General features: G+C 66.7%; 24 protein-coding genes and 1 tRNA gene. 11 read left to right on the forward strand and 14 right to left on the reverse strand.

Annotated elements, in window-relative coordinates; translation table 11 throughout:
- Positions 1-2 precede the first annotated feature (2 nt).
- Entirely contained in the window at positions 3-563 is a 561-nt protein-coding gene (locus LDL49_RS30945; RefSeq protein WP_263655732.1) for a 5-formyltetrahydrofolate cyclo-ligase, read from the reverse strand.
- A 33-nt stretch (positions 564-596) separates the two neighbouring features.
- Here LDL49_RS30945 and galU point away from each other — a divergent pair, with 33 nt between their 5' ends.
- The 7 genes from galU (at position 597) to LDL49_RS30980 (ending at position 5,164) form a co-directional block, all read left to right on the forward strand.
- On the forward strand, positions 597-1,499 hold the full coding sequence (gene galU, locus LDL49_RS30950; protein WP_225296110.1) for a UTP--glucose-1-phosphate uridylyltransferase GalU: 903 nt from the start codon (positions 597-599) through the stop codon (positions 1,497-1,499).
- Complete coding sequence (gene glp, locus LDL49_RS30955; RefSeq protein ID WP_225296112.1) at positions 1,486-2,673, forward strand: molybdotransferase-like divisome protein Glp; 1,188 nt, start codon at positions 1,486-1,488, stop codon at positions 2,671-2,673. The genes galU and glp overlap by 14 nt, the downstream gene beginning before the upstream one ends.
- 38 nt (positions 2,674-2,711) lie before the next feature.
- Positions 2,712-3,137: a cyclic pyranopterin monophosphate synthase MoaC gene (gene moaC, locus LDL49_RS30960; RefSeq protein WP_372470479.1), complete on the forward strand. Its 426-nt coding sequence runs from the start codon at positions 2,712-2,714 to the stop codon at positions 3,135-3,137.
- The gene (locus LDL49_RS30965; RefSeq protein ID WP_225296540.1) at positions 3,134-3,613 is read left to right on the forward strand and encodes a MogA/MoaB family molybdenum cofactor biosynthesis protein; all 480 of its coding nucleotides are present in this window, start codon (positions 3,134-3,136) and stop codon (positions 3,611-3,613) included. The genes moaC and LDL49_RS30965 overlap by 4 nt, the downstream gene beginning before the upstream one ends.
- Before the next feature lie 56 nt (positions 3,614-3,669).
- On the forward strand, positions 3,670-4,323 hold the full coding sequence (locus LDL49_RS30970; RefSeq protein ID WP_225296541.1) for a GNAT family N-acetyltransferase: 654 nt from the start codon (positions 3,670-3,672) through the stop codon (positions 4,321-4,323).
- A 124-nt stretch (positions 4,324-4,447) separates the two neighbouring features.
- Positions 4,448-5,038 (forward strand): divisome protein SepX/GlpR, encoded by a 591-nt coding sequence (gene sepX / locus LDL49_RS30975; RefSeq protein WP_225296117.1) that lies wholly within the window; start codon positions 4,448-4,450, stop codon positions 5,036-5,038.
- A 49-nt stretch (positions 5,039-5,087) separates the two neighbouring features.
- Positions 5,088-5,164: transfer RNA gene (locus tag LDL49_RS30980), tRNA-Ala, on the forward strand.
- A gap of 94 nt (positions 5,165-5,258) precedes the next feature.
- Here the strand turns inward: LDL49_RS30980 and LDL49_RS30985 are convergent.
- The 5 genes from LDL49_RS30985 to LDL49_RS31005 all read right to left on the reverse strand — a co-directional run bounded on the left by LDL49_RS30985 (position 5,259) and on the right by LDL49_RS31005 (position 7,646).
- Complete coding sequence (locus tag LDL49_RS30985) at positions 5,259-6,023, reverse strand: tyrosine-type recombinase/integrase (protein WP_225296118.1); 765 nt, start codon at positions 6,021-6,023, stop codon at positions 5,259-5,261.
- On the reverse strand, positions 6,017-6,433 hold the full coding sequence (locus LDL49_RS30990) for a tyrosine-type recombinase/integrase (RefSeq protein ID WP_225296121.1): 417 nt from the start codon (positions 6,431-6,433) through the stop codon (positions 6,017-6,019). The genes LDL49_RS30985 and LDL49_RS30990 overlap by 7 nt, the downstream gene beginning before the upstream one ends.
- Positions 6,434-6,437: 4 nt before the next feature.
- A complete protein-coding gene (locus LDL49_RS59335) occupies positions 6,438-6,590 on the reverse strand; it encodes a CopG family ribbon-helix-helix protein (RefSeq protein WP_225296123.1) in 153 nt (50 codons plus the stop codon).
- An 89-nt stretch (positions 6,591-6,679) separates the two neighbouring features.
- Complete coding sequence (locus LDL49_RS31000; protein ID WP_225296125.1) at positions 6,680-6,871, reverse strand: helix-turn-helix domain-containing protein; 192 nt, start codon at positions 6,869-6,871, stop codon at positions 6,680-6,682.
- 154 nt (positions 6,872-7,025) lie between these two features.
- The gene (locus LDL49_RS31005) at positions 7,026-7,646 is read right to left on the reverse strand and encodes a helix-turn-helix domain-containing protein (RefSeq protein ID WP_225296127.1); all 621 of its coding nucleotides are present in this window, start codon (positions 7,644-7,646) and stop codon (positions 7,026-7,028) included.
- Between LDL49_RS31005 and LDL49_RS31010 the strand changes: the two genes are divergently transcribed.
- A complete protein-coding gene (locus LDL49_RS31010; RefSeq protein WP_225296129.1) occupies positions 7,623-8,231 on the forward strand; it encodes a tetratricopeptide repeat protein in 609 nt (202 codons plus the stop codon). The genes LDL49_RS31005 and LDL49_RS31010 overlap by 24 nt on opposite strands.
- 101 nt (positions 8,232-8,332) lie before the next feature.
- Positions 8,333-9,646 (forward strand): IS701 family transposase, encoded by a 1,314-nt coding sequence (locus LDL49_RS31015; RefSeq protein WP_225296131.1) that lies wholly within the window; start codon positions 8,333-8,335, stop codon positions 9,644-9,646.
- Positions 9,647-9,670: 24 nt separating this feature from the next.
- Here LDL49_RS31015 and LDL49_RS31020 read toward each other — a convergent pair whose 3' ends face one another.
- Positions 9,671-10,984: a cytochrome P450 gene (locus tag LDL49_RS31020; RefSeq protein ID WP_225296133.1), complete on the reverse strand. Its 1,314-nt coding sequence runs from the start codon at positions 10,982-10,984 to the stop codon at positions 9,671-9,673.
- A gap of 1,015 nt (positions 10,985-11,999) precedes the next feature.
- On the opposite strand from LDL49_RS31020, the gene LDL49_RS31025 reads away from it, so the two are divergent.
- Positions 12,000-12,620, forward strand: coding sequence for a hypothetical protein (locus LDL49_RS31025; protein WP_225296136.1), 621 nt, complete (start codon positions 12,000-12,002; stop codon positions 12,618-12,620).
- 295 nt (positions 12,621-12,915) lie between these two features.
- Here LDL49_RS31025 and LDL49_RS31030 read toward each other — a convergent pair whose 3' ends face one another.
- The 5 genes from LDL49_RS31030 to LDL49_RS31050 all read right to left on the reverse strand — a co-directional run bounded on the left by LDL49_RS31030 (position 12,916) and on the right by LDL49_RS31050 (position 18,701).
- Complete coding sequence (locus LDL49_RS31030) at positions 12,916-13,746, reverse strand: HARBI1 family protein (RefSeq protein WP_225296138.1); 831 nt, start codon at positions 13,744-13,746, stop codon at positions 12,916-12,918.
- Between the two features lie 357 nt (positions 13,747-14,103).
- A complete protein-coding gene (locus LDL49_RS31035; RefSeq protein ID WP_225296140.1) occupies positions 14,104-15,372 on the reverse strand; it encodes a hypothetical protein in 1,269 nt (422 codons plus the stop codon).
- Positions 15,369-16,481, reverse strand: coding sequence for a HesA/MoeB/ThiF family protein (locus tag LDL49_RS31040; protein ID WP_225296142.1), 1,113 nt, complete (start codon positions 16,479-16,481; stop codon positions 15,369-15,371). The genes LDL49_RS31035 and LDL49_RS31040 overlap by 4 nt, the downstream gene beginning before the upstream one ends.
- 603 nt (positions 16,482-17,084) lie before the next feature.
- On the reverse strand, positions 17,085-17,408 hold the full coding sequence (locus tag LDL49_RS31045; RefSeq protein ID WP_225296144.1) for a hypothetical protein: 324 nt from the start codon (positions 17,406-17,408) through the stop codon (positions 17,085-17,087).
- A gap of 720 nt (positions 17,409-18,128) precedes the next feature.
- Complete coding sequence (locus LDL49_RS31050) at positions 18,129-18,701, reverse strand: hypothetical protein (protein WP_225296146.1); 573 nt, start codon at positions 18,699-18,701, stop codon at positions 18,129-18,131.
- A gap of 184 nt (positions 18,702-18,885) precedes the next feature.
- On the opposite strand from LDL49_RS31050, the gene LDL49_RS31055 reads away from it, so the two are divergent.
- Positions 18,886-22,185: a WD40 repeat domain-containing serine/threonine protein kinase gene (locus LDL49_RS31055; RefSeq protein ID WP_225296148.1), complete on the forward strand. Its 3,300-nt coding sequence runs from the start codon at positions 18,886-18,888 to the stop codon at positions 22,183-22,185.
- A 34-nt stretch (positions 22,186-22,219) separates the two neighbouring features.
- Here the strand turns inward: LDL49_RS31055 and LDL49_RS31060 are convergent, their stop codons facing one another.
- Together LDL49_RS31060 and LDL49_RS31065 are read right to left on the reverse strand one after the other, a co-directional pair.
- On the reverse strand, positions 22,220-23,176 hold the full coding sequence (locus LDL49_RS31060) for a hypothetical protein (RefSeq protein ID WP_225296150.1): 957 nt from the start codon (positions 23,174-23,176) through the stop codon (positions 22,220-22,222).
- Between the two features lie 198 nt (positions 23,177-23,374).
- Positions 23,375-24,931 (reverse strand): FAD-dependent monooxygenase, encoded by a 1,557-nt coding sequence (locus tag LDL49_RS31065; protein ID WP_225296152.1) that lies wholly within the window; start codon positions 24,929-24,931, stop codon positions 23,375-23,377.
- Positions 24,932-24,994: the final 63 nt, after the last annotated feature.

Here is a 24,994-nt window from a genome sequence, read left to right on the forward strand (position 1 = left end):
CTTCACATAAGCCTAGTGAGTCCGCTGGGTGTGATCGCCCAGCGGACCTGCTGATCGTGCGGTTCGGCCGGCACGTCGTCGATCAGCTCGCCGTCGTGGAGAAGGGCGACAGTCGGGACGTTCGGCCCCACTCTGGACAGGGCGCGGTCGTACGAGCCGCCGCCGCGGCCGAGCCGTACCCCTGACCGTATGTCCACGGCGAGAGCGGGGACGATCACGAGGGCGGCCGTGCGGACCGCGTCGACGCCACGCCGGGTGTCGACCGGCTCCATGATCCCGAAGCGGCCGGGCGCGAGTGTGTCGGGACCGTCATAGACCGCCCAGTCGAGGTCGTCGTCCGCCCGTAGCACGGGCAGCATCACGGTCGCGCCGTGCTTCCACAGCGCGAAGACCAGCCCGTGCGTCCCCGGCTCCGACCCGACGGACCAGTAGCAGGCCACCAGCCCGGCCATCTGTACCCACGGCTGATCGAGCAGTGTTTCGCGGACCTTCGAGGCGTTTATCCGCAACTGCTCCGGGGAGAGGAAGCTACGCGCTGAGAGCAGCTCGCGGCGCAGTTTCATCTTGTCCACAGATACCTCCACTAGGGTCTACTCATGGCTGACTTCGACCCTGTGACGAAAGCCGTCGTGCCCGCCGCAGGTCTGGGCACCCGATTCCTACCAGCGACGAAGGCGACACCCAAGGAGATGTTGCCCATCGTCGACAAGCCCGCGATCCAGTATGTCGTTGAGGAGGCGGCCTCCGCCGGGCTCCTCGACCTCCTCATGGTCACCGGCAAGAACAAGCGGTCGATCGAAGACCACTTCGACCGCGCGTTCGAGCTGGAGGAGGTGCTGGAGGCCAAGGGCGACGAGCATCGGTTGTCCCAGGTCCGCGACCCGGCCTCGCTGGCGACCCTGCACTACGTACGGCAGGGCGAGCCGAAGGGACTCGGGCACGCGGTGCTCTGCGCCAAGCAGCACGTCGGCGACAATCCGTTCGCCTGCCTGCTCGGCGACGACCTCATCGACTACCGCGACAAGCTGCTCGAACGCATGATCCAGGTGCGGGGCACCTATGGCGGCAGCGTGATCGCGCTGATGGAGGTGCCCAAGGAGCAGGTCTCGCTGTACGGCGTGGCCACGATCGAGGCCACCTCCGAGTCCGACGTCGTACGGGTGACCGACCTCGTCGAGAAGCCGGCGGTGGACGAGGCGCCCTCCAACTGGGCGATCATCGGGCGTTACGTGATCGACCCGGCGGTCTTCGAGGTGCTCGAGAACACCCCGCCGGGCCGCGGCGGCGAGATCCAGCTCACCGACGCGCTCCGCACGCTCGCCGCGCGCGGTTCCGAGGAGGGCGGGCCGGTCCACGGCCTGCTGTTCCGCGGCCGCCGCTACGACACCGGCGACAAACTCGACTATCTCCGCACGGTCGTGAAGTTCGCGGCCGACCGGCCCGACCTGGCGCCCGAGTTCGTGCCGTGGTTGCGGGAGTTCCTCGATGAAATCAGTTGACGCCCACCTGGCCGAGATCCTGGCCACCGTGCGTCCGCTGGCCCCACTCGAGCTCGACCTGGAGCAGGCCCTCGGCGCGACCCTGGCCGAGGAGGTCTCCTCGCCGGTGCCGCTGCCGCCCTTCGACAACTCGGCCATGGATGGCTATGCCGTACGTGCCCAGGATGTCGCGGACGTCCCGGTCACCCTCCCGGTGATCGACGACGTTGCCGCCGGGTCGAGCGAGCTGCGGGCGGTCGGTCCCGGGCATGCCGTCCGCATCATGACGGGGGCGCCCCTGCCCGCAGGCGCCGACGCCGTCGTGCCGGTGGAATGGACGGACGGCGGTACGGTCTCCGTCACGATCGACCGCGCCGTCACAGTCGGCAACGCCATCCGGCGGGCGGGCGAAGACGTACAAGCCGGTGAGGTCGTCCTCAAACCGGGCACGGTGATCGGGCCCGCGCAGCTCGGCATCATCGCCGGGGTGGGCCGCCGCCGCGTCATGGTACGGCCGCGCCCGCGCGTCGTGGTCCTGTCGACCGGTGCCGAACTGGTCGAACCCGGCATGCCCCTCGGGCCAGGCCAGATCTGGGACTCCAATAGCGTGACCCTGACCGCCGCCGTACGCGAGTCCGGCGCCGACGGCTTCCGCGCGACCACCGTCGGCGACGATCCCGCCGCCTTCCTCGACCAGCTCGACGCGCAGCTCATCCGCGCCGACGCGATCGTCACCAGCGGCGGCGTCTCGATGGGCGCCTACGAACCGGTCAAAGAGGCGCTCACCCCGCTCGGCACGGTCAACTTCGAGAAGGTCGCGATGCAGCCCGGCATGCCGCAGGGCTTCGGCGTCGTGGGCGCGGACCAGGTGCCGATCTTCGCATTGCCTGGCAATCCGGTCTCGTCGTTCGTCTCCTTCCTGATCTTCGTCCGGCCGGCGCTGCTGAAGATGCGCGGCCTGCCCGTGGAACCGCCGGAGACGGTCTCCGCCCAGGTCACCGGGCCGTTGCGGTCGCCGTCAGGGCGGCGGTCATACCTGCGCGGTGTGCTGTCGTCTGACGGCACCGTCTCGCCCGTACGCGGGCAGGGCTCGCACCAGCTGGCCGCGCTGGCCTCGGCCAACGCGCTGATCGTCGTACCCGAGGACGTGACCGAAGTGCCTGCTGGAGCTGTGGTGGAGGTGACCCAGTTTTGACGGAGTTCACCCATCTCGATGAGACGGGCGCCGCGCGCATGGTCGACGTGTCCGGCAAGGAGGTCGGGGCGCGGTCGGCCACGGCCACCGGGCGGGTGCTGCTGTCCGCCGCGGTGGTGGAGCTGCTGCGGTCGGGTGAGGTGCCCAAGGGCGATGCGCTCGGCGTGGCGAGGATCGCCGGCATCATGGGCGCCAAGCGGACGCCCGATCTGATCCCGCTCTGCCATCCGATCGCGTTGCACGGGGTCAAGGTGTCGCTCGACGTCGAGGATTGGGGGGTCGCCATCACCTGCCGGGTGAAGACGGCCGACCGTACCGGTGTCGAGATGGAGGCGCTGACGGCGGTGTCCGTGGCGGCGCTCGCGTTGATCGACATGGTCAAGGCGGTCGATCCGGCCGCGGTGATCACCGATGTGCGGGTGGAGGAGAAGGTGGGCGGCAAGACCGGGTTGTGGACGCGGTGATCCGGGCGCTCGTGGTGACCGTGTCCAACCGCGCATCAGCCGGGATTTACGCCGATAAATCAGGACCGCTCCTGGTTTCGTTGCTTTCGGCGGCCGGATGTGCCGTGGAGGGGCCCGTCGTGGTGCCCGATGGTGAGCCGGTCGAGGCCGCACTCCGCGACGGCGTTTCGCAGGGGTACGCGGTGATCGTGACGACCGGCGGGACCGGTCTGACGCCGACCGATCTGACGCCGGAGATGACCACCCGGGTGATCACCCGCGAGATTCCCGGGATAGCGGAGGCCATCCGGCAGGCGAACCGCGACAAAGTGCCGACCTCGATCCTGTCCCGTGGTCTGGCGGGCCAGGCGGGCGACACGTTGATCGTCAATCTGCCCGGATCCTCCGGAGGCGTACGGGATGGTGTGGCCGTACTCGCTCCCGTCCTTCAGCATGCGGTCGATCAGATTCGTGGCGGTGACCACCCTCGCCCGTAGCGTGCGGAGAGTCACCGCTACTGATCCGTGGCGACATCGTGCCCGATAGGGGGATGATGAGAGATGTGGATCGACTTCGTGGCTGGCCGGCGGTTCTCAACGAAGGCCCGGTGGGCCTGCGACCGCTGCGGCTGGCCGACGTACGTGTGTGGCGAGAGACGCGGCTGCGCAACGCCGAGTGGCTGCGTCCCTGGGAGCCCAGCAATCCGGAGACCCCGCTGTTCCGAACGGGTCTCGGCCCGTACGTCTCCATGGTCGGCACCCTGCGCCGCGAGGCCAGGCAGGGCCTCGCGCTGCCGTGGGTCGTCACGCACGGTGGCCGGTTCGCGGGACAGCTGACCATCGGCGCCATCGTCTGGGGCTCGGCGCGCTCGGCACAGGTGGGCTACTGGATCGACGGCGCGCTGGCCGGTCAGGGCATCACCCCGACCGCGCTCGCGATGGCCGTCGACCACTGCTTCTTCACCACCGGCCTGCACCGGCTGGAGGCGAACATCCGCCCCGAGAACCAAGCCAGCCGCAGGGTGGTTGAGAAGCTCGGATTCAGGGAAGAAGGCATACGGCGTCGCCAACTTCACATCGATGGAGCCTGGCGCGATCACATTTGTTACGCGTTGACCGTCGAGGACGTACCCGGGGGCTTGCTCGTACAGTGGCGTCGCGCGCGTGAGTCAGCCGCTCACGGTGGGTCTCCAGTAGAAGAGGTTTGACGATCTCGCGACACACCGCACCGAATGCTCGTCAATTAGTGACACGCGGTCTTACGGTGCGTGACGTGAGCACATCGAAGACGCCGTCGGCACCTAGGCGTCTTTGTGGTGCCAGGAGGTGGCTGTGAGCATCCTCCTCTACCTGGCCATCGTCGTTATGTGGCTGTGTGTCCTGGTTCCGATGTGGTTGCGCAGGGACAAGACCAACCTCGCCGAGCTGGTGGAGCTCGAGGAGTACTACACCGGCGAACACCAGCTCCCGGACCTGTCGCAGCAGCCCGACGACTTGGTGGAGCAGCCCGAGGACTACACGGGCGAGTTCGAACGCGTCGACCCACGGCAGTTCCGGGCCCGGCGCCGCGCGATCATCGTGGCCCGGCGCCGGCGACTGCTCTTCTTCACCGCCCTGCTCGTGATCGCCTCTGTCGTCACCGCCGCGGTCAAGGTGATCCCCTGGTGGAGCGTCGCGCCCGCCGGGCTCATCATGCTGGCGTACATGACCTTCCTCCGGATCGCGGTACAGGTGGACCGCGAACGGCGCGATCGCGCGATCCAGGCCCGTACGGCCCGCGCCCGACGCCTGCGCGAGCAGCGGCGGGCGGCGGAGCTGGCGGCCGAACAGGCCCAGGCCGAGATCATCGACCTGGCGGCTCGGCAGGGGGACGTACTGTTCGATCAGTACGCGGAGCCGCCTCGGCGGGCGGTGGGGGACTGAATGTGTGGCGCGAGGAGTGCTGGGAGTTTGCTAATCTGGTCGAGTCCATGGGGATGTAGCGCAGTCCGGTAGCGCACTTCGTTCGCATCGAAGGGGTCAGGGGTTCGAATCCCCTCATCTCCACCAGGATATTTGCAGGTGACAAGGGGTTTCGGAGTTGATCCGGAGCCCCTTTTCCCTTGTCTGGGAGCCAATCGGGGAGCCATCTCACTCGGACTCTCTACCCGTGTCGGCTGTCGCCGAAGATGGTGTTCATCGTTTGGGCACCTTTGGTGATCACCGGTCTGAGCTGGTGCCGGTACACGGCTTCGGTGACGCTGGTGCCCGCGTGCCCGACGAGATCGGCGATGGCCTCGATGGGTACGCCTTGGTCACTCATGATGGAGACGAACGAGTGACGTAGTTCCCGGGGGCTCCAGGCGGTTCCGAGCCCCGCTCGTTTAGTGATCTTGCGGAAGGCCCGCCGTACGTTCGAGGCGTCCAGCGGAGTTCCGACGCTCGTGCAGAACACCAGGTTGTGATCCTGCCACGCCTCGCCGACCTTGAGCTTAAGGATGGCTTGGCGGGTGTGATGTTGCCGGAGTGCCCGCGCCGCCAGCTTGGGCAGTTCCAGCGTGCGACGCGACTTGCGTGTCTTGGTGTCCCCTCCTTCTCGGTCGGCACGCCATACGTAGATGGCGAACTTCTTGTGCTGAAATCCCACCTCCGTCACCGGATGCCAGGTCTTGAGGCTGGGGATCCAGGCGACGACATGATCCCAGCGCAGCGCGCGGGCTTCCTCGGTACGGACGCCTGTGGTGAGGCTGAGCACTACGTAGGCGTGGAGTTCGGAGAACTCGGCGGCTTTGAGTACGGCCTCTGCCTCCTGCCGAGTGAGCGCCCTGCTGGGGCGTCCATCCGTACCCGTTGGTGTGGTGACCAGCTCGGCAACGTTCCTGAGCACCATGTCGCGTGCCTGAGCTTGCCGGATAGCTCGCTTCAGCACGCCGTGATCTCCCGAAGAGTGGTGGTGGCCAACGTGTTGGCGAGCCGGTCAATCCACTCGTCCACGTGATCGGCACGTAGCTGCTTGAGCTTGATCTTTCCTAGTTTCGGGATGATGTGCGTCTCGGCGAGGATGCGTAGCTTGGTGACGGTGTTCTCGGACCGGCCTTTGAGACCCTTGCTGAGCCAGTCGTTGACGGCATCGCGCACGGTGTAGGTCTCCGATGCGCTGACGCCTGCCTCAAGGTCCTTGACGGCCTTGATCAGCTTGTCCTTGACCAGGGTCTTGGCCTTGCGCTTGAGGCGCTGACGCTTGCCGTCCGGGCCGAACCCAAGGGAGATGGCTCCGGTGTAGCCGTCCCCCTCGGGGTAGATGGTCGCTTCGTACTTGCCGATCAGGATCTTGGACAAGGGATCATCTCTTCTCGTGACGGTTGAGGTACTCCTCGATCGCCTTCCTGATCACCCACGGCACATCTCGCTCCTGCGACTCGGCGTACCTGCGGAGACGATCTTTCAGTTCCGTTTCCACCCGTACGGGAGGCAGGGTTGTTCGGTCGCTCGTCATTGACGGCTTCCTTTCGTGTCATGCAGTTATCAAGAGGCGCTTGCCGGTTGTGCGGCGGTGCCGCACAACCGGCCCTGTAGCACGCTGTTCTACGCCTCGTCTATCGCTTCCAGCGAGGAAATGAAGTCGGCGAGGCGCCGGTCGGTGATCCGGCGAAGCTTGCCGATCTTGACGCTCTTGACGCTCTTGAGCTGGCCGGTACGGAGAACGAAGTAGACCTTGTCACGTCCGATGCTCAGCATCTCCGCGACTTGTTCGACGGTGTATGCCTGCATGTGCATCCCCCCTCTCGTTCGTCGGGGTGTGCGGCTCCCTTCCTTTGCGGGCTCCCCGCGCACTGTCGCTGGTTACGCATTGTGATCGTCCGTCCGCGTCTGTCGCTCCATATACACGCGCAGACGCGCGCGGACGGACGCGGACAACGAACGCGGACGATTACGGATCGTGTATCTCTGGGAGGACGCGCCAGCGTCCCCGCCTGACCTGTTCGACCTGGCGCGCACGGCCCAGCTCCTGGAGGCGTTGGTAGACCCAGGTGCGGCGCATACCGGTTGCGCGAATAAGATCGCCGATGCTTACCCCGTCGCTGGGGGCCTGCCGCAGCGTGGCTGTCAGGGTTTCCTCGGCCTCCCGCACGGCGCTGTCACGCGCATGCCGGGGCGACGGTTGGACGGTGGACTGTGACGGCATGACGGGCAGTTCAGCCGCGCGTAGCAGGGCTTGAGCCGATACCTCGTCGAGGGGCGGGCGGTGTTCGGCATGCCGCTCTGCGGTGGCCTGTACGCCCTCGTCGTTGAGGAGATAGGTGCGGGCGCGGCGGGGGATGTCGTGTTCTGGGGAGCTGATCAGAAACTTGCCAGGGGCGTCCAGCTTGTGCGGGTGCCAGCCGGCCTTGACCATGCCCTGTCCCAGGATGAGGTTACCGTCGCGGGGTTCTTGGAAAAGGCGTCCAAGATAGACAAGGCAGCTTGGTGCTATTTTCGAGCAGCCGAACATGGTGACAGCAGTGCTATCGCACAAGCTGTCGTTTTGATGCGCAAGAACAACAATCTTCACGGGGCAATCGACCATCTTCGTCGCCTTGTGAATCACGGTGACCCTGTCGCCCTTAGGCACCTAGGCAATCTGTTGGCAGAAGTTGGGGATTCCGAGGCGGCGATCCACGTATACAAGCAATTGGCTTCCACTGGAAGCGCAACCGGATGGCTTTTGTGTGCGCAGTTGCATGAAGGCATGATGCAATACGATCAAGCGGTCCAGGGCTACGAAAGTGCTGCCCGCGCGGGAGAAGCATCTGCATGGCGACTAGGCGGGCAAATCCTAGAGAGACTGACCCGTTATGAAGATGCACTTGGCATGTACGAACGAGCGGCTCAGGCGGGGGATCCTCAAGCGGGCCGGAGAGTTATCGAGCTCAGCGAGGAGTTGAAAGGCGCTGAACATACAATTTCTCTGTACCAGCAGGCTGCCCAGAACGGCGATACGCAAGCACTGTACCGAGCGACTCACCTCTTGAGCTCAATGGCAAGAGAAGAGGAGGCAATTGCATGGCTGAGGGATCTGATCAAGCGAGGACACAAAGAGGCCCTCTACTGCCTGGCTCACCTATTAGTACTCCAGCCGCACTTCCAGTTGCGGTAGGACATCCCGGGACCACCCCGGACCGCCTGGGTCTTGCCCGGTTAAGGAAGAGACGGCCACCGCTGTGATCATTCAGGTGTGATGGATTTGAAGATCATGCGATGGCCGCGTTGGCCAGCGTAGAACACCTCAGCGCTGCTCGTCTGCAGGCCGGCCTTGATACCGCATTTGGGCGGGTGGCCGGCCGGTTCAAGCGCCCGGAAGTGCGGCGGCGTGCTCGCTCGTGCATCGAGGGGATGCTGTCCGGGTTGGAGCGTAAGAACGGCTGGTCGCTGGCCGAGTACGCCGGGGAGGGCAGGCCTGATGGGATGCAGCGGCTGTTCAACGCCGCCAAGTGGGACGTCGAGGGCGTGCGCGACGATGTGCGCGCCTATGTCGGGGAGCATCTCGGCGAGGTTGAGGGTGTGCTGGTGGGCGATGACACCGGGTTCGAGAAGCAGGGCGCCTGCTCGGCCGGGGTGCAGCGGCAATACACGGGCACCGCTGGGAAGATCACCAACTGTCAGATCGGGATGTTCCTCGGCTACGCCTCTAGCCGCGGCCGGGCGATGGTGGATCGAGAGCTGTATCTCCCGCGTGAATCGTGGATCAACCAGCCTGACCGGTGCATGGCCGCGCAGATAACCGAGCACGTCGGCTTCGCCACCAAACCGCAGTTACTGCAGACGATGATCGACCGGGCGATCACCGCTGGGCTGCCGTTCGGCTGGGTGACCGCCGATGAAGCTTACGGCGACAACGGGCCATTACGTCGCTTCCTGGAAAGCCACCGGATCGACTACGTACTGGCCGTCTCCTGCTCCCACCAGATCACTACCCGCACCGGCAAGCACCGCGCCGACCTCATGGCCGCCAAGATCCCCAAGAGCGGATGGCAGCGCCTGTCGTGCGGTGACGGCGCCAAGGGAGAGCGACGCTATGACTGGGCACTGATCGCCACCGACACCCCGACGCATCGCCTGCTCATCCGCCGCTCGATCAGCAAGCCGTCCGAGCTGGCGTTCTACCTGTGCCACACCCCCGCCCCCGTCCCGCTGGCCCGTCTGGTCCACGTGGCCGGCACCCGCTGGACGATCGAGGAATGCTTCCAAAGCGGCAAGAACGAGGCCGCCTTCGACCACTACCAAGTGCGCCTCTACCCCGCCTGGTACCGCTACATGACGCTGGCCATGCTCGCCCTGGCTTTCCTGGCCGTCACCCGCGCCTCCCTCGGCCCAGAGCCCGACCCGCCGACCGCCACGCACACCGACCAACTCATCGCGCTCTCCGTGAACGAGATCCGCCGTCTCTTCGCCCTGCTGACCCGGCCACCCATCAACGAGCCTCACATCCTGGCCTGGTCACGCTGGCGACGACGCCACCAAACCCGCGCCCGACAAAGCCACTACCAGCGACAACAAATCAAAGATCGATAAGTGCGGCTGGAGTACTAGGTCGGCCTACTCATCGATCGGCGTGAGGATCAAGCGGGCGTTGTCCCTCGATGGACGGGTCATCGCGTATCGGGCCGTGTGGTTGCTATGGCCGACCGGGCGGCGAAAGGCGGCAAACCGCTGCGCCAACATAGCCAGGATGAGGAGCCCGGTCATGGTGGCCATGTCCTCACCGATACATTTCCGCTTTCCCTCGCCGAACGGCAGATAAGCCGCCCGTTGCTCGTGGTCGAGCCTGCCGGCGAATCGGCCGGAGTCGAAGCCCGCCGGGTCCGGCCATCGGGCTGGATCGCGGTGCGTCGCATAGGGGGCGACGATGATCTGGTCGCCCACGGCGAGCCGGTGCCTACCAAGTTGGGTCTCCGCCTTGACGTTGCGGAAGAACATGGGGAACGCGGGATGCAGGCGCAGCGACTCCTGCAGAAGAGCCTGCGCGGTGACGAGCCGCGGAAGGTCCTCCAGCGTAGGGGTGCGGTCCGCGCAGACATTGGCCACCTCGGTCCGTAGCCGGTCCAACTGATCTCCTCGCTCGGCCATCAGGACGCACGCCCACGACAGCACGGTTGCCGTGGAATCGAATCCCGCCATCAACAGTGTGAAGACCTGGTCTCGTACCTGCCGGTCGCTTAGGCGGTGACCGCTCTGCGGATCGGTGGCGGTCATCAGCTGCCCGAGCAGGTCCCCGGCCTCGGTGCCCTGATCCCGGCGCGAGGAGATGATTGACTTGACTCTGCCATCCAGCGCCGCGATGGCCTTTCGATAGCCGCTCGCCCCGGGTGCCCAGTGCGGGAGGAAGATTCGCCCCGCCATGCCGTCGAAGACCGGCAGGGCGAGCTGCGTAAGCTCGGCCGTATCGACTGCGTTCCCCAGCGCATGCCGCATCAACACCTCGACACTCAGCAGCTTCAGCTCGCTGAAGAGCTCTATCGGACCGCGCAGATCCCATGCGTCCATTCGGCTCCGCCAAGCATCGGCGGTCAACTCTATTACGGTGCGCAGTTCGGCTCGGCGAAAGGCTGGATTCATGATCTGGCGCAGCAGGTGCCAGGTCGCCTTATCGTTCACTGTGAATAGGCCATCCTCACCCAGGGCATCGGCGATGATTCGATAGATGGGCCCGCCCTTGTCGAACTGTGTCGCGTCGGTGACCAGGATTCGATGCAAACACTCGGGATCGCTCACTACCCAAAACTTCCGGCGCCCCGGGATCGGCAGCCGGGCAACTCCTTCGTGTGTGAGCGCCAGCCGGGTACACAGCACGACCGGGTCTCGGCGTAGCAGCGCCGCGACCACCTCGGGCAGGGACGGCTTCGTGGGCATGCGCTGCCTCCAAGTACTCCAGGGGGAGGGCCCCAGTGACACTTCGCGATCTTGCTGTTGAGGCCACATGAGTACGGCCACCGCGTGATCATCAATGTTTGTGAGACCGTGGGCGGTAAGCGTAGACCCTGAGGATTGGCTGGTCACCTTCGAGGAACTGATGGGCCGGATCGCGGACCGGTTTTGCCGGGTGGAACCGCGCCGTACCGCCCGCGCCTACCTGACCAGGCTGCTGTCCGGGATCGACGCTGAGAGCAGCAGCCGTCCTGGATCTTGTTCTCGTCACACAGGCATGATCACGGGCGGCTGCACTCGTATGTTCTCCCCGCCATCACAAGATCACATCAGTCGGGCGCGTTCGTCCAGCTCACACGGCGAAATGCGGCTGCCGTATTAGAACAGCATGGACGCATTGATGAGGCTATCGAACTGTGCGAGAAAGCCGGACGGCAAGGAGACTCAACGGCACTCGGCCGCGCTGCAGGTTACCTTCAGAAGCAAGGGCGTACCGAAGAGGCAATAGGCTTATACCGGTATGCGGCCGAGTCCGGAGACCTCTTGATGCTTACGTTTGTTACTCACATTCTCGCTGGTCTGGGGCGGGTAGACGAGCTAATACCTATTCATCAACGCGCGGCAGAGAATGGTATCGTTGGCGCCTATGACACGGCAATAGAGCTTTTCAGTGAGCCCTTCCGCGTAACCGAAGACCACGGACCGTGATCGTCTAGTCGGCGTGCACTTGCACCACCCCGGGCACGAGAATGCGTGAAGCCCCTGCTAGAAGAGGTCGCTCAACAGGTCACGCCGCCGTGCCGGGTGAGGATCTCCAGCATCGCCCGGCTGGTGCGGGCCTGCCGAGGGCCTTGCCGAGCTGGCCTGACGACGTCCGCCGCGCAAGCCTGGGCAGGCGAGGAAGCCTGTTGATACGCATCTCCACCTGGAGGGCAGGAACGCTGCTGTCACGCCGATCGTCTTCCTTTGTGATCGATGAATGCTCAAAAGAGGGGGACGCATGAAACAGGAGCCATCAAAGGACTTAGGTATGTTCGGCCCGGCTCTCGCCCGGTCACGGGAGAACGTGGTTACCTCCGCGCTTCCGTTCCTCGTTCTCAGCGTTGCGGCCGCGTTCCTGTTCGGAATCTCGTGGGTCGCGCTGCTGGGCGGCGTGGTGCTGTCCGTCCTCGACCTGGTGATCCCGGCTCTGTTGGTCTTCGCGTCCTGGTCGCTGCCCAAGCGGCTGGCAGATCTCGACACGGCCGGGCCGGCGAATACGGTCCTGAATCTGGTGTCCGCAGTTCTCGTTGAGCTGGCCCGACTGGGCGTGGTGGTGTTCCTGAGCGCCCAGCTTCTTGACGCCGCCTGGCTGGGGCTCGGCTTCCACATCCGGACCATGGTGATCGCTGTCGTGATGTTCGGCGTCGCGGCGTTGGTGGCGTCTTCACCATCGGATCAAGGGGATGCCAGGCCGGGTGGGGCGGCTTCCTACCTGCGCGGATCTCTTGGGTTCGGCAGGAACATCCTGTTGGACATGGGGTTGACGCTGCTTCTGGTCTGGAGCCCGTGGCTCGCCTTTGTCACCGTTCCCGTGGGTGCCGTGTGGCATACCCTGCTGACGTCCAAACGGTCACGCTAGGGGTGTGTCCCGGCTCGTCCTGCGTGCATGCAGGAAGGGCGAGGTCAGCTCAGCGTGGCCGCCTTGCGCAGCAGGCGGTCGCCCGACGTGGCCGTCGATGCTTCGGTGAAGATCACGTAGAGAACGCTGAGCACACCGCCCAGCCGCTCCTGGCTACGACGGTTTCCAGCGGCTTCACATGACGCCCGTCTGCGACTTCGGCCTGTGCCCGACACGGCAGTCGTGAGGCCGCTACGAACACGCCAACCCAGTGAGCCTTTCCGTGTAATGGATCACGACGTTGCGTGATCTTCGGTCAGCTGTGGCGGCCGTGTTCGAGGCGGAGCAGGACGTGGGCGGCTTTGACGATCGCGCCGATGCGCCAGGGGTCGAGGGTGACCCGGCGTAGGGCTTTGAAGGTGGTTTTGAGCAGGGAATTCGCCCGTTCCGCGATGGCGTGGATGCCACGGATGACCTGGTTGTAGGCGCGCTGGTCGTGGGACAGGTCGCCGCCCTTGGGCTTCTTGACCGGGTGGCGCAGGGCCGGGTTGAGGTTCTCATAGCCCAGGTCGGTGAGGGTGAGCAGGCCCGTTTCTACGGTCAGGGCCTCCAGCGCGGGCAGCAGTTCCCGGGCGGCCTTGGCGCATGTGGTGTCGTGTTCGCGGCCGGGCCGTACCGGCGAGGTCCACAGAGGCCATCCGTCCGGGTCCGACAGCACCTGGACGTTTCCGCCGTGGTGCTTATGTTTTCCGCTCCACCACAGGTCGGCGCCGTTCGGGCCGGGTGTGCTCACCCGGTCGGTGCGTACCACCGTGCCGTCCAGGTTCAGATGCGTCAGCCCCGATCGCTTGGCCTCCTCCAGCACGGCGGCCAGGTCCGGGGCCTGTGCGGCCAGCACGTCGATGCCCTCGTGCAGGTAGGTGTAGGCGGTGCTCTTGCCGATCCGGTTGTCGGTGGCCAGGTGCCGGATCCGGGTGTCGTCGACGAACCAGCGCAACACCAGCACCGCCTGCTTGAAGGGCCCGAGCGCCCGGGTGCCCTTCCGTGTGCCGATCGCACGCCGGTGAGCTGCCACGATGCCCGCCAGGTACTCGGCGGTGGACCGGTTGATCTCCAAGGCGGCGGTATATGTGACACTGGATGGCACGTGGAGCCTCTCGCTGTGAAGTGGATCTGTCGCAAGACCTCTTCTAGCAGGGGCTTCACTTCTCTCGTGCCCGGGGTGGTGCAAGCGCACGCCGACTAGACGATCACCGTCCGTGGTCTTCGGTTACGCGGAAGGGCTCAGTGACATCGGTCAATTGGATGTTGCCTTGGCCTGGCTGCATGAACGGGTGGCTGCGGGAGATCGGAACGCCGCAGTATGGTTACGTCATCTGCAGTAAATTTGGTTGGGGGTGGGGTGATAGATAGAGAGGTTCAAAGGCTGAGGTTACGGCGGTGAAGCCGCTGATCAGCTGGGGGCGGTACGGGGACATATCGAGCATCGACATGTGAGGCCGCCCTACGAGGAGCGGGTGGCGGGGGCTGTGCTGCGCCGACGGAACCAACGCCGGTGGCCCCGGATGAAGGTCACTACGAAGAGGACCTGGATGGCGCCTTCGATGAGCACCAGGAGCCCGGAGTCCAGCGCTAGGAGCACCGGTCCGCCGTTGAAGCCGTCGGCGATGGCGAGGAGGGCTCGCACCAGCGCCGCGATCGCGATCGGAACGCCGAACAGGGCGAGGAAGCTGAGGCTGATGGTGGCACCGAGTACGAGGAAGACGGAGTAGACGCGGGTCGCCCGCCGCTCATGGGGGGCCAGCCCGGTCGTCGGGTCCGCGACAGGAGCGGGACGGCGGCGCAGGCCTGCGACGGTTCTCGCGAGCAGATACCTGGCGTAGGCGAGCCCGTCGTCGAAAAGGTTCCGGGTCCGCAGCAGATCGCGAAGAACGTAGTACAGGTCGGTGCGCATGTAGACCTGGAGCTGGAACGGAATGCTCAGGAGGACGCAGACGACGAGTGCCTGAAGTACGGCCTTCACCGGCTGAGGCATGGCTACGTGGGCGACCAGCAGGGTCAGGGACGCGATGAGAAACAGGTCCCAGGCCATCCCCGCCAGATACACCCGATAGCGGGATCGCCGCGGCACGCCCCACACCGCCGTGACGTCGGTCTGCACCACCAGGTTGTGGAGGCGGGTGCCGAAGCCGATCCGCCCGGGAACGCCGAGTGACCGGGCCGCCGTCAGGTGCATAAGCTCGTGCATGCTGATGCTGATCGACATCATCACGGTGTTGACCAGCACCGTCAGGCCGACGTAGTCGCCCCAGAAGAAGTCCGTGTAGTTCGGCAGCAGATCGGGCCGCATGGCGAGGGTGACCAGTGCCGCGCCCATGACCAGCAGCCAGAGGAGTTTCATCGGCCGGCTGAAGAGCCACGCCACATGCCGCTCGGTCAGTCGGCTGAAATGGCTGCGCGGAGTGTTCGCCTCCGGATCCGGCAGCGGCTCTCCGTTGACGGAACGGACGAATCCCAGATCCGCCAGGGCTTCCACGAGCTCCGCGACGTCGAGCTCCACCTCCTGCTCGGCTGCCATCCGCTCCTCGGTGGCGCTTATGGGGAGCCCCGCGCTCAGGAGGCTGATCGCGTCGCCGTAGACCGCCGGCAGCTCTATGAACTCGCCGATCTCTGACCGGCCGACGACCACGACTTCCGGGTCGTCGTCGTCCGGGCGGACGATCAGCGGATGGAAGCCGACGTTGCTGTCGGCGGTGAGCGGTGCGGCACTCACGACGTTGTGGGCCCGCAGGCGGGGCAGTCGTCGTCGTGCGGAACGTCGATGTAGTAGAAGTGATCCCACATGGCGTAGTTCCAGTGGAAGACCCGGCCGCGCACCTGGGTCGGCAGGCCGCCGAGGTGATACAGAACTTCCAGCGCGCAGAGATGCCCGCTGATGTTGGCGCTCGCCGCCACCACGGCGTTCGGACGCTCCTCGGTAAGTGAGCGGCCGTGGGCGTTGACCTCACGACGGTCCTCCTGACGGTGCAGGCACGCCCAACACCCGGTCTCGCCTGGGATCAGGGATCCGACGACGGCCATCGGCCCCGTGTAGAAGCTGACGAACCATGGCGTGCCGGTGCGCAGCGCCGCCTCGTTGGTCCAGAACATGATGTCCGGGTGCGGCTTGTCCGCGCAGAGGACGAACACGTCGCAGTCTTCCATCAGGGCGGCGATGTCATTGGACGCGCCTGCCTTGACGGTGCTGCCGGTCACTGTGACCAGACTGTTCATGGCACGCAGCCGATCCACGGCGCTGTCGACCTTGGGGCGGTCGATGTCCTGCTCGGTGTACAGGAGCTGGCGCGTGAGGTTCGGTTCCTCGACTGTGTCGAAGTCGGCGATGTGCAGAGCTCCGATACCGCTGGAGACCAGTCCGGCCGCCACGGCGGAGCCCGTGCCGCCGATGCCGAGCAGGCACACCTTGGCAGCTTTGATCTTGGACTGAATGTCGTACGGAGAGCTCCGCGGAGTGGAGTCGATCCACGCGAAGAAGTTTCTGGCCGGTCCGTAGCGTGCCGCCTCACGCGGGGTGAGGTTGCCGGGAAGCGGCGCGCCGGCGTCTTCGACGAATCCGTTGTCGATCAGCCCCGCGATGACCTCGCGGACGCTCTGGTCATCGAAATCTGGGTGCGTCTCGGCGAAAGTGGCACAAATCTGATCGATCGTCTTGGTGCCGTCCATAAGGACGATCAGCTGGGCGATCGCGCCGTCCTCATCGTCCTGGATCTCGGAGGAGATGCCCTGCTGCATGAGACCTATGACGATGCGACCATCCGGCAAGGCCATGGGCTGATGGACACTCTTGATGCGGGGGAAGTGCACGAGAACCTTCCAGGTCACGCCGAGAACACAGGAGGGCCGGCCAGGTCCTGCCTGACCGGCCGGGTATCCGTAGGTGTCAGCCGACCAGACGGAGCTGGGTGGTCTCCACCTTCTCCAGCCGCTTGATCTTGAGGTCGATCTTCTTCGTGGGCTTCTTGTCCTCGGTTACCTGGCTTGACTTCTCCACGTTGCCTCCCCGATAGAACGAAGGGCGGTGCGCGACGAGTTACGCACCATGATCAGCGATCATAGCCACAAGGTTCCGCCGACGTAAGCCCCGATCTCCTGCGCCTTCGGATTGAACGGTGTGATTAGGCCATCAGGTTGCTGAACGCCCGTTCCATCACATACCGCTCCGCTCCTACTGCCAGCGAGACGATCTCGCATGGGAGGGGTCGAAGGCCCCGGGGAGCACGCCGAGGCCCCTGGGCGCGAAGCGCCTGATCGGGTGAGCTCTTGCAGTGCGCGTGGTCGCCCGGGCTACCGAACCGGGCCGTGTTTCGCGTCCACGACCACCTGTGCGCGGAGGCAGCGATGCCGTTGGGGCTGGCCGCGCCGCCCCCGCAATAGCCCGTAGACCGCTGCGCGGCTCGGCCTGGTGGTGATGGCCTGTTAACCGCGTCAGCTCTTCTCTACTTCGTTCCGTACACACTGCCAGGCGTGCATGCTGACGGCGCGAATCTCGGTCGCGTCGCGAAAGCATGCGGGGTAGAGCAGGTTCTCGGGAGCGTCGCTGTTAGGCACGCTAGGGTCAGCTATGGCCAGAGCAGGCACCTCGACGACGACCCGCCACTCGTCGGGACCGCATTGAGCCAGGACGGTGCCCGGCAGCCACGGCCACGAGTCGCGATCGTCGTTCTGGTCATCGCGTAGGGGATACCTGACGAGGACGGGAGCGTCTTCGGGGAAACGCCCGTCATTGTCGTCAGGGAGGTACTCGATCATGGGATTCCTCTCCCACCCCGGGGAGGAGCCACGGGAGCCAATTTCGGGAGCCACCGCCTTACGGCTCCCTCGGACTTCCCGCGTCCTCCCCGGAGCGTTCTGTAAGGTGAGAGGCATCCGACGACTCGGATCGACATCCTCCGACTTCCCGGAGTTCCTTCGCATCGAAGGGGTCAGGGGTTCGAATCCCCTCATCTCCACCAGGGGCCGTTCTTGAGACGGCTGGACTGAAGTTGACGGGATCCCGTCTGATCATTGAGATCAGGCGGGATCTTGTCGTTTCAAGGTTTCCGAATCTGGTCCGTCCGGGAGCATACGGGTTTCGTGGAGATCGTCGATGTCCTGTCCCGGGACATGCTTGACGCGTCGATCCCAAGACAGCGGGTGACAGGTGCTGTCTTCGGCCAGGCTGTCGTTGCGTCGTTGCGTCGTCGCGCGACGGGAGGCCGGGAATGGCCCTGGTGGATATGCCCGTTGTCGAGCAGCGGTATCAGGCGGTCCTGGCTGTGCTGGCCGGCGGTTCGGTGACCGAGGTCGCCCGGTAGGCGGGGGTGGCGTGGCAGACGTTGTCGGGCTGGGTGTCTCGCTATCGCCGGGCTGGTGCACCGCTCGCGGCGGCCGCATGCGTCTCCGTCACAGATGCGGACGGAGGTGAAGAACTTGACCGATCCCTCTGGCAGGGGTCTCCAGGGGTGAGGACGGATACCTCGAGGAGCAGGATCAGAGCCGGATGCCCTTGATGATCTCCGCCAACCCTGGCACGAGAGGCGGGCTCGCCATCACGGTGACGACGACTCCCGCGCGCTCGACCCAGCCCGTGTACACACCGGCCCCAAGCGCGCCGTCGCCCTGCTGGCGAAGCACCTGGCGATCGCCGATCTTCGTGGTGGTCGTGTCACCGGAGAAGGTCCCGATGTGGAACGGCGCGTTCTTGAGCTGCGCCAACGAGGTCGCCTTCGGCCAGCACACCACCCTGACCCACAGCGCCCGGTGCCGGCGGCTCATGTCGTCGCGGTCGTCGGACCATTGGTAGCTGTACTCGGCGATGCCGTCGTGCCTGTCGACGAGGACCTGCCCGTACGTGAACCCCTTCGGGATGTGGTTGACGCGAACTCCTTTGACCGCTGCCGCGCCTCTCGCCGGCTTGTCGACCTTGGCAGCTGACGACCGCAGAATGTCTGCCTTGGAGGGGACGGGACAGCTCGGCCGCTCCGCCGCCTGTGCGGGGAAGGCCACGACAGACGCGGCAACAGGGAGCACGGCCAGGGCGGCAAGCTTCTGAATCTTGTTCATGGCAGGGTTGGATGCGTCCGGATCGAGAAAGGTTCGGCACTCTTTTCGAGTTCCACCCGCCGCAGCGTAGGGCCCAAGACAGCCCACTCCGGCGCGTCCCAGGGATGGGATCGCTCAGAAGGAGCGATGCGCACATGGGTATTTTGGGCGGAACTTCGTCGGTGATGAGTGCATCAAACCGAGCGTGTTGATCGAAGGAGACCCTCAGCGGCTCGGTCGTTACTGGCTGGCCGGGCGGCTCGGCGCCGGCGGCCAGGGAGTGGTGTATGAGGCATATGCCGAGGACGGCCGCCGGGTGGCGATCAAGGTGCTGTACGGCGATCAGGTGGCCCAGCTCGGCCGGGAGGCGGCGGCCGCCCAGCGGGTGGCCTCATTCTGCACCGCGCCGATCATCGAGGCCAAGCTGGAGGGCCCGCGTCCCTACATCGTCAGCGAGTACGTGGAGGGCCCGAGCCTGCGCACGGCGGGCAGGATCTTCGCGGGTGACGACCTGCACCGCCTGGCCACCGCCATCGCGACGGCGCTGACCGCCATCCACGACGCCGGGGTGATCCACCGCGACCTCAAGCCCGACAACGTGCTGCTGGGCCCGGACGGCCCCCGCGTGATCGACTTCGGCATCGCCAGGACCGCCGAGATGTCGCTCACCGCGACCGGCGTGGTGAGCGGCACGCCCACCTACATGGCCCCTGAGGTGTTCATCGGCCAGCGAGCGGACGCCTCGGCGGACGTGTTCGCCTGGGGAGCCGTCATCGTCTTCGCCGCCACCGGCCGTGATCCGTTCCACGCCGAGAACCTGGGAAGCGTCATGCACCAGGTGTTGTCGGCCACCCCCGACCTGTCCGCTATGCCCAGCACGCTGCGCCGGTTGGTCTCCTCGGCACTGGCCAAGGAGCCGGCCCAGCGGCCGACCGCCCGCGAGCTGCTGCTGGCGCTGGTCAGCGGCGACGGCGACCTCGACACCGCCCGCCTGCTCGCCCAGGGCGGCCACCGGGCCGCCGGGATCGGCGCGCAGGGGCACGATCCCGCGCTCGGCACGCTGGCCGAGCAGGCGTACACGATGCTCGATCCGGCCGAGCGCGAGCTGGTCCCCGAGGTGTTCCTGCGGCTGGTGACGGTGGACGAGGCGGGCGAGCTGTCGGCCCGGCATGCCGAGCTGGCCGAGCTCGTCGAGGGGCGGGCGCCGCACGAGGTGGCCGCCGTGCGCAGGATCCTCGCCGTGTTCGGCTACCTCCTGGCCAGGCAGGACGGCGGCGTACGGCTGGCCAGGCCGGCCCTGCCCCAGGCCTGGCCGCGGTACCGCCGGTGGATCGAGACCAACCGCGACGGCCTGGCCGTACACCGGCAGATCCTCGCCGCGGCGCGACGCTGGGAGACGGCGGGACGCCGGGACGGCGACCTGTTCCAGGGCAGCAACCTGGACAGCGCGTTGGAGTGGGCGGCCACCGCCCGCCGCGACATCACCCTGTCGCCCACCGAACGCGACTTCCTGTCCGCGGCGGCCACCCTGACCAGGCACAGGGCCAGGCGGGCCCGGCTGACCTCGCTGAGCCTGGGCGGGCTGCTGGTGATCGCGCTGGTAGCCGGCGGGCTGGCCGTACAGCAGAGCGCGGTGGCCGACGACCGGGCCGAGCAGATCGCCGGGCAGCTGACCAGGTCGGAGGCGGCCAGGCTCGCGGGGGTGGCGACCACGACCCGCGGGAGCGACCCTCGCCAGGCGATGCTGGCGAGCCTGGCGGCCTGGCGGCTGGACCGCACGCCGGCCACCAGGGCGGCCCTGGTGGCCTCGCTGGCGCAGCGCGAGACGGCGATGTTCCGCGACCCGTCGACCGCGGGCGACACGGTACGCACGCTCGGCGCCGACGGCCGGACGCTGATCAGCGCCGATTCCACCGCGACGCGCGCGTGGGACGTGCGCAACGGCCGGCTCCTGCGGACACGCGGCGCCCGGCCGGCCGAGCCGATGGACAGCGTGACGCTGAGCCCGTCGGGCAAGGTGCTGGTGACCGTGACGGCCAGGCGCGCATCCGCGGTGGACCTCGTCAGCGGCAGGCCGATCAGCGACTACGTCTTCCCCACTGCCAAGGATTTCACGAACGAGTGGGTCGACGTGGCGTTCGAGCGGGACGATTCCGTCCTGCTCCAGGAGGGTGACCGGCGTACCCGCTGGGACCTGCGAACCGGCGCCGCCAAGGCGCTCGGGCCCGCCCCCGCGGGCACATTCAGCCGGGACGGGGTCTGGCAGGCCGCGCGGCGCGGTCGTCTGCTGGAGCTGACCAACCTGAGGACCGGGGCGAAGGACTTCATCGGCGACAAGGACGGCGCCGGCACCCAGGGCACCTGGAACGGCGGCGCGGCCGTGTTCGGCGCCGGCCTCATCGCGACGGTGGCGCCGCGGTCGATCCAGTTCTGGCGCAGGTCGGACACGCAACTGCTCACCACGGTCCAGGTACGGGGGGAATTTGATGAGGCGGCGCAGGGAGCCTTCGACGGAAGCACGTTCCGCTACCTGCTGGGCGACCAGGTTTTCTCGGTGGACGTGGCCGACCTGACCACCGAGGACGACGATCACCTTGTGAGCACGGCGGCGCTGAGCGGCGACGGGCGGCTCGTGGTCCGCGACGGCGAGCTGTCGGCCGTCGGCGGGAGGAAGGTCGGCGCGTTGCCGGAGGCGGAGTACGCGGTATTCAGCCCGGACTCCCGTTTCGTCGCCACGTTCGGGCCCGGGGTGCGGATCGTGGACACCGCCTCGGCCGCCGTCCAGGGCACGCTGCGCACGTCCGCCGTGCAGGTGGCCTTCTCTCCCGACGGCGCCAGGCTGGTCGTGGTCACCGAGAAGGGCGGGGTCGAGCTGTGGGACCGGCAGACCAGGCGGCGCATGTGGTCGGCCGAGGCGGGCGCGGCGAAGTACGCGGCCTTCTCCTCCGACGGGCGGACGCTGGTGGTGGCAGGCGACCGCATTCACCTGCTGGAGACGGCCGCAGGCAAGGCGTTGGGACCGGCGTTCGGCGGCGGCGGCAGGAACGCCGAGGGGGTGCGCGCGTATTTCACCCGCTCCGGCAAGGCGGTCGTGGTGCTCGACGCGCGGCGACGGATGACGGTCTGGGACGTGGCCACGCGCCGCAGGCTCGCCACCGCGCGCGGGTTCGGCGACCCCGCCGCCTACTCGCCGCGCGAGGACCTGCTCGCCAGCCTTCAGCTGGGGGGAAGGGTGCGGCTGGTCGACGTGATGTCGGGCACGGACCTGGGCGCGCTGCTCGACCAGGGCGGCGGGCAGGACCCGGAGACCGGGCAGCCGCTCGACGTGGCGTTCACCGGCGACGGGTCGGCGGTGCTGACCGTGGACGGCAACGGCGCGGTCAGGCGGCACGCCGTGGGCGGGGAGGCGTTGGCGGCGGCGGTGTGCGCGAAGGCGGGCGGGCTGAGCGCGGCCCAGTGGCGGGTGATCGTACCCACGCTGCCGTACAGAAAGGCATGTCCCTAGCCGGCGACCGCGACGAAGCCCGTGCCGCGGTGGGTCACATCGGAGTAGGCGCGTATGTGATCCTCGCCCTCAATGGTCTGCAACTGACGACACCCGACCACATCCGTGGACGGGTCATGGTGTTCGTCTTCAGCTCTCGTCCGCGTTCCGTTCTCCGCGCGATCATCTGGTCAATCGGGTCATCACGTATCAGGGTCACACAATTGGATACCCCCACGAGGGCCCCTTCGATGCCTGACGCTGACCTCACCGGCCCTGCATCGTCAACGCTCAGGACGGAGCGACACCGGGCCGGGTGTAACGGCCCGATCGCAGGCTGAGCGGGAAATGATCTCCAAGAGTTCGGGAAGCGATCTTCAAACAGTCGTTCCTCCGCATGCCACAACCACTTGTGAACACCCCACCAGGGGCCGTTCTTGAAACGGCTGGACTGAGGTTGACGGGATCCCGTCTGATCATCGCGATCAGGCGGGATCTTGTCGTTTCGTGGGGTTCCGAATCGGGTTCGTCCTGGGTTTGGGGGCTGCGGAGCTGGTGTCTGGGAAGGCCCGGGTGGTGTCAGGCCGCTGGTGGGGGGCGAGATCCGGCCGTTGGGCATGGCGAAGCCGACGGTGAGTGGGGCGCTGCGACATGGGTGGTGGGTCTTGCGGCTTATGGCGTTGGCGCCGATGCGTTTGTGCGGGGTGTCGAGGACCAGGCCAAGCGCCAACTGCGGGAAGGAGCCGAGCACGGAGCGAGTGCGGGCGGCGACGGTGAGGGTGGCGCTGTAGCCGTACTCGGGTGGGCCGTTGTCGGCCGAGTGGTGCCAGCCTGCGGTGAGCTCGGTGGAGGCGATCGGTTCGCCGGTGGAGCGGCGAGTGCGGGTTGGGCGGGCGAAGACCGGGGTGGCGGTGGTGTCGATGCCGACATCGCCGCGGAAGTGGCGGAGGTAGCCCCGGCCTTTGGCCCAGCGCACCGGGGTGAGCACCAGCGCGGTGACGATGTCCTGCAACAGTTTCCGCTTGCGCGAGTGTGCTGGGTCGTCATCTTCCCAGGCGGTGGCGGGCGTGTCGGCCTGATGCTGGGGGCAGGCGGGCGCGCCGATCGTGGCGGGCTGGATCCAGCACTGTGGTCAGCTGTTCTAGAGGCGGCTGAATGGGATCCCGCCTGATCATATGGCCGGGCGATGTGGGTCCTGGCCGGGAGGTGATCAACCCGGCTGAGCGGTGGACCCGTTTGTCGCGGTGCGCGCGGCGATATGGGCGATATAGCCGTCGGGCCGGATGAGCACGCTGGAGCTCTCGCCGATATCGTAGGCGCTGTGCACACGGCCGCCGAGGTCGATGATCGTGCCCGGTTGGGTGACTGTGGTGTCGGTGGTGACGCGGACTGTGCGCAGCTCGACGGCGAGGGGATTGTCGATCGTGGCCTGTGCTGCCGGACGGCCGCGGTCGAAGGCCAGCAGCGTCCAGTGCGGGCCCCGGAGGAGGTCGAATATCCGGATCGCCCGGCCGGACCCCGGCTCGACGGCTTCGGCGTCCGGGGCGCGGTCACCGGGGCGGGCCCGGTGCTGGTCGCAGTCGGGCATCGGGCCGGTGAGGGGGCTGTGCGGGTAGGCGATGGTCAGACCCGTGGTGAAGTCGCCGGTGAGCCCGTGCTGCGCGGCAGAGCCGTCACCACTCTCGGCGGCGTGCATGACCGCGTGCAGGCGGGCGGTGCTGTCATCCAGGACGGCACGCGCCACCGGCCGCCGTTCGACTTCGTAGGTGTCCAGCAGGGCCGCGTCGGCGCCGCCGAGGACGGCGGCCAGCTTCCAGCCGAGGTTGTAGGCGTCCTGGATACCGGTGTTCATGCCCTGGCCGCCGGCCGGGGAGTGGATGTGGGCGGCGTCCCCGGCCAGGAAGACCCTGCCCATCCGATACCGGTCGGCCAGGCAGACATTGATCTTGTAGAGTGACAGCCAGTCCGCATCCGTGATGGCAACCCCGGGCAGACCGGCATGCTCGGCGAAAAGGTGGCGAAACAGCTCAAGAGTGGGCTGGACCGGATCGTGGTCGTCAGCGGGAATGGACGCCTGAAACTGCCAGATATCCGTGCTGGGTAGAGGGAACAGGGACAGGATGCCGTGCTCGGGGCTCATCCACAGGTGCTGGCAGCCCCGATCCAGTCCCTCGATGTGGACGTCGCCGAGCCACCAGCGGTGTTCGCCATAGGAGACGCCCTCCAGCGCCACGCCGATCTGCTGCCGGACGAGGCTGCGGCCGCCATCGCAGCCAACGACGTAGCGGGCGCGCACCTGCTGATCGCCGGTCGCCGTGCGCACGCTGACCTCGACGGCGTCGCCGTCCTGCCGGACGTCGGTGGCTGTCGCGCCCCAGGTGATGTTGCCGCCGAGCTCGACCAGGCAATCCCGAAGGATCTGTTCGAATATCGGCTGTGACAGCCATACCGGCGCATAGGGGGCTCCCGGCTCCGCCGTACCGACCGCCGCCTCGACCGCCTCGGAGATCACCTTGTCGTGGTCGTAGTGCCGGGTAGGCACGTGTACTGCTCCCAGTTCCATGACCCGGTTGATGACGCCGAGATCGTCGGCCACTTCCAGTGCCCGCGGCTGGATGGTCTTGGCGCGGGAAGCCGTGCTGGGGCCGTCGGCCCGGTCGAGGATCCGACAGTTGATACCGCGACGGACCAGGTCGCAGGCGAGTGCCAGCCCGGTCGGTCCGGCGCCGACGATAAGAACATCGGTCGAGATGAAAGCCTCTGCCATTTTAGGTACCTACCCTAGATATCTTTTTTCTGGCCGGACGGCTGCGCTGTACGGCTCAGCTGG

The organism is Nonomuraea aurantiaca (genome assembly GCF_020215705.1).
Classification (GTDB): domain Bacteria; phylum Actinomycetota; class Actinomycetes; order Streptosporangiales; family Streptosporangiaceae; genus Nonomuraea; species Nonomuraea aurantiaca.

Bases quoted from the DNA above. Each gene is read 5' to 3' on its own strand.
- glp (WP_225296112.1), top strand. From the start codon at position 1,486: ATGAAATCAGTTGACGCCCACCTGGCCGAGATCCTGGCCACCGTGCGT.
- LDL49_RS31010 (WP_225296129.1), top strand. From the start codon at position 7,623: ATGCGCAAGAACAACAATCTTCACGGGGCAATCGACCATCTTCGTCGC.
- LDL49_RS31065 (WP_225296152.1), bottom strand. From the start codon at position 24,931: ATGGCAGAGGCTTTCATCTCGACCGATGTTCTTATCGTCGGCGCCGGA.
- LDL49_RS31000 (WP_225296125.1), bottom strand. From the start codon at position 6,871: ATGCACATGCAGGCATACACCGTCGAACAAGTCGCGGAGATGCTGAGC.
- moaC (WP_372470479.1), top strand. From the start codon at position 2,712: ATGGTCGACGTGTCCGGCAAGGAGGTCGGGGCGCGGTCGGCCACGGCC.
- LDL49_RS31045 (WP_225296144.1), bottom strand. From the start codon at position 17,408: ATGATCGAGTACCTCCCTGACGACAATGACGGGCGTTTCCCCGAAGAC.
- LDL49_RS30970 (WP_225296541.1), top strand. From the start codon at position 3,670: ATGAGAGATGTGGATCGACTTCGTGGCTGGCCGGCGGTTCTCAACGAA.
- galU (WP_225296110.1), top strand. From the start codon at position 597: ATGGCTGACTTCGACCCTGTGACGAAAGCCGTCGTGCCCGCCGCAGGT.
- LDL49_RS30945 (WP_263655732.1), bottom strand. From the start codon at position 563: ATGAAACTGCGCCGCGAGCTGCTCTCAGCGCGTAGCTTCCTCTCCCCG.
- LDL49_RS31025 (WP_225296136.1), top strand. From the start codon at position 12,000: ATGAAACAGGAGCCATCAAAGGACTTAGGTATGTTCGGCCCGGCTCTC.
- LDL49_RS31050 (WP_225296146.1), bottom strand. From the start codon at position 18,701: ATGAACAAGATTCAGAAGCTTGCCGCCCTGGCCGTGCTCCCTGTTGCC.
- LDL49_RS31020 (WP_225296133.1), bottom strand. From the start codon at position 10,984: ATGCCCACGAAGCCGTCCCTGCCCGAGGTGGTCGCGGCGCTGCTACGC.
- LDL49_RS59335 (WP_225296123.1), bottom strand. From the start codon at position 6,590: ATGACGAGCGACCGAACAACCCTGCCTCCCGTACGGGTGGAAACGGAA.
- LDL49_RS31015 (WP_225296131.1), top strand. From the start codon at position 8,333: ATGGCCGCGTTGGCCAGCGTAGAACACCTCAGCGCTGCTCGTCTGCAG.